Genomic DNA, 3,237 nt, shown 5'->3' with positions numbered 1-3,237 from the left:
GCTCGAGGCGATGTGAAGCAAAAAAGCGGGCGACACTGCGGGAAAGCTGCGAATAGCTGCACACATACAACCGGATTCCGTCGCAATCATGGTGTCCCGCAAAGAATTCACTGAAAACCTCGGGTTATTCGAGGTCCCCATATAGACGTTACTTCCGACAAATTTCCAGTTATGCAGAGTATTGGACACGGCCATTCCTTAGCGAGGCACTTGAGCACGGAAGACGGTCGGGCATGGCAGCGATGAGGACGACACAAGCAACTTGCCAACATCGCAATCTGCACTCGAAAGGCAAGGGTGGCGAGCTGCTACAGAGGTGTCCGCACTGCCGCCAGATGTCTGCCAGTCGCGATGACTGAAGGCTAGGCCGTGCGGCGCGGAGAATCCGTCCTACGGTGGGATGTGGCGATGCCTCTATGGCGCTACGGGTTTATACGGCTGTATAACCCTTTCGCGACGAGAGCTGGCCAGGACCGCGCAGCCGACGCCCACGGGTCTGCCGAATGAACGGAATTCACGAAAGCCAGAATTTGTTTCGACACCGGGGGGGCGGATGCTGGGATTCGCTGTCAGTTCAACGGCACGTGGCGAGTGTCCGGGAACGTTGCCAAAGACTCTACGAGCGTCAATCTTGCCGGATCTGGCCACTGGAGGTCGTCGATATCACCAGGGGATGCTTGGCCCGCGCAAACACCCCAGCAAAGCTCTGGAATACGGACTGAAACCGCAGTTGCGTTTCTACGGGCGACAGCACTGAAACCGGCGGTTGCCCGCGAGGACTCGCCAGACCCCGGGTACCCCCGAGACCAGGACAAGTTCTGGCGTCGCTTTCGCCACTACCCGCTCGAAAGCATGCAGGCGCGTACGAATTTCCACGTCACGCCGATCCAGTTTCTCCGGGATTAAGAGGTTTTGCGTCGTATCGTACTTTCAAAGCGGGAACATATCGACGCTACGAGCGGACTCCCAATCCGCCACGATTCTTCTCAGGTCGCACTCCAGGCCCGCAACGGTCTGATAGCGATCCTCGGCCGTCTTGCACAGGAGGCGGCCTCGTGCACGAGTTCCAGCGGCTGTACCGCCCATGCGCTGTCCAGATTCCCCTTCTGACCGTATTCGTGCGCAAATCCACCGAGGCTGGTTGGCGCTGGGTGCTCGCCCGCTTGCCTCAATACTGGCACCGCAGTCTTCGTGCCGTCGGCAGTCGAGCGCCAGGCCCGGCAGAAGACGCGATCGCCTTCTTCCCACAAGCCCGGACTTTCGTTCTCAAACGCGGTGAACCGAGAAGACGGAATGGAGGTCATGGGCTCCACCGTGGGGCCGGTCGCCTTTGTCGGGAACGCGGTACTTCCCTTATCATGGCGGGCGGCTAACAGTAAGTCTGCCATCTACTCAGGCGATGTGATGATGTACGTGTACCATGCCCTGGTCGCTCGCCCTAGCTGGGAAATGCCTTGAAACGCGGCGCCAACGCGATTCTTCTGACTTTTCCCGCCGCGCACAGCATGGACTGGTACGTGTTTTGTTACTAATCCTCATTCTATTTCGTTCAGCTCGGGGCCGCAGCACCACGTGCAGGCTCTCGCACTCCTCCACGCTCGAAAGGCTTATACTTCCTAAGGGTGCTAAAGGGCGCCGGGTGGCCGCTTAGCCTGCTGTGCGTGACAGGTGGGGCGGGGCGTAACTCGCTGCAGGCAGCACAGACGAAGCGAAGGTGAACGGCGCCGCTTCGCAACGGGCCTTCCTGAGGAGTCGAAATGGTTATCGGGCAGCATTCCCTGTCGCCGAACGACGAGAGACGCATGTCCGTCGTGTACGTGCTCGACGACGACGAACGGATGCGCCTCGCGCTGCGCAACCTGCTGCGCTCGGCGGGCCTTCATGTCGAGACGTTCGCTTCCTCGCGCGAGTTTCTCGCGTTTCCCAAGCTGGATGCACCGAGCTGTCTGATCCTCGACATCAGACTGCGAGGCGAGAGCGGCCTAGCGTTTCAGCACGAGATGACGCGTAGCGGGCTCCGCATGCCGGTGCTCTTCATGACCGGCTTCGGCGACATCGAAATGTCGGTCACGGCCATGAAGGCTGGCGCGCTCGATTTCTTCCCGAAGCCGTTTCGCGACCAGGACATGCTCGATGCCGTTACTGCGGCGCTGGCGCGCGACGGCCAGCGTCTGGCCAGCGAACATGCGCTTGCCGCGCTGCGCTCGACGTACGAGTTGTTGACGCCGCGCGAGAAAGAGGTCATGGCGTTCGTCGTGAGCGGTCTCATGAACAAGCAGATTGCCGCGCAGATGAACCTGAGTGAGATCACGGTGAAAATCCACCGGGGCCAGCTCATGAAGAAAATGGCGGCGCGCTCCGTGCCGGACCTCGTCCGAAAAGCCGAAGCGCTCGGGGTGGAACCGTATCGCGCCAGTGCGCCGTAAGGCGCCCGGCGAAGGTCTCGCGCAGCGCTCGTGACGTGTACCGCGGACGACGCGATAAGGACGCTGGATCGATGGCTTTCGGTCAGGGGCTGCCGAGCACCCGCGTCAGATGAATCTTGAGCACCGCACCATCGACTGGCTTCTCCAGCAGGGCCAACGCCCCCTTCGCCGTCACCTGCGCGCGCAGCGCATCGGTGGGGAATGCCGTCATGAAGAGCGTCGGCGGCGCTGCGCCGAGTGCGAGCAGGCGGTCGAACATCTCGATGCCCGACATGCCTGGCATGCGCACATCGGAAATCAGGCAGCCTGTCTCATTGTCGTGGGCCGCTAACAACCACTGCAGGTATGACTGAGCCGAATCGAAGGTATGCGTGGGCCAGCCCAGCGAGCGCACGAGGTTTTCGATGGCAAAGCGGCCAGACGCGTCGTCGTCGACAACCGAAACAAGGCGGACAGGACACATAGGAATAGCCTGCTGTGGGGGGTGCTCTTGATTCAAAACACCGCGTTTTCCCGGACGAGACGCTTGATCGACAAGCGTAGTGATCGAGCGACCGCACGTCCATCATACAAATGTATGAGCAGGACGCGAGGCGGCACATGGCGTGTGCACGCGGGCGTTCAGTACTGCTTGCGGCGGCGGGCTGTGAACGAGAGCGCACAGGGCGTCCAACCAGAAAAAAGTACGCGGGGCAACTCATACTTTGGTAGGGCGTGGGGTGCGAAGCATTGCCTTCGGTCTGACGCTTAATTGCACGCCGGTGCAAGCGCGACGCCCGGGAAATTGGCGGCTGTGCGCAAGGCCGTTCGG

The 3,237-nt window shown here is 60.9% G+C and carries 3 protein-coding genes; 1 reads left to right on the top strand and 2 read right to left on the bottom strand.

Features of this window, described 5'->3' with window-relative positions:
- Positions 1-189, bottom strand: a 189-nt coding sequence (locus VMJ11_RS21040) for a hypothetical protein (RefSeq protein ID WP_325621386.1), incomplete at its 3' end; no start/stop codon positions are given.
- Between the two features lie 1,613 nt (positions 190-1,802).
- Here VMJ11_RS21040 and VMJ11_RS21035 point away from each other — a divergent pair.
- On the top strand, positions 1,803-2,426 hold the full coding sequence (locus VMJ11_RS21035; protein ID WP_414694437.1) for a response regulator transcription factor: 624 nt from the start codon (positions 1,803-1,805) through the stop codon (positions 2,424-2,426).
- Positions 2,427-2,508: 82 nt separating this feature from the next.
- Here the strand turns inward: VMJ11_RS21035 and VMJ11_RS21030 are convergent, their stop codons facing one another.
- Complete coding sequence (locus VMJ11_RS21030) at positions 2,509-2,925, bottom strand: response regulator transcription factor (RefSeq protein ID WP_325621382.1); 417 nt, start codon at positions 2,923-2,925, stop codon at positions 2,509-2,511.
- Positions 2,926-3,237: the final 312 nt, after the last annotated feature.

The organism is Paraburkholderia sp. (assembly GCF_035501035.1).
Classification (GTDB): Bacteria; Pseudomonadota; Gammaproteobacteria; order Burkholderiales; family Burkholderiaceae; genus Paraburkholderia.
The sequence above is the reverse complement of the archived record's forward strand: the minus strand, read 5'-3'. Positions and strand labels throughout refer to the sequence as shown.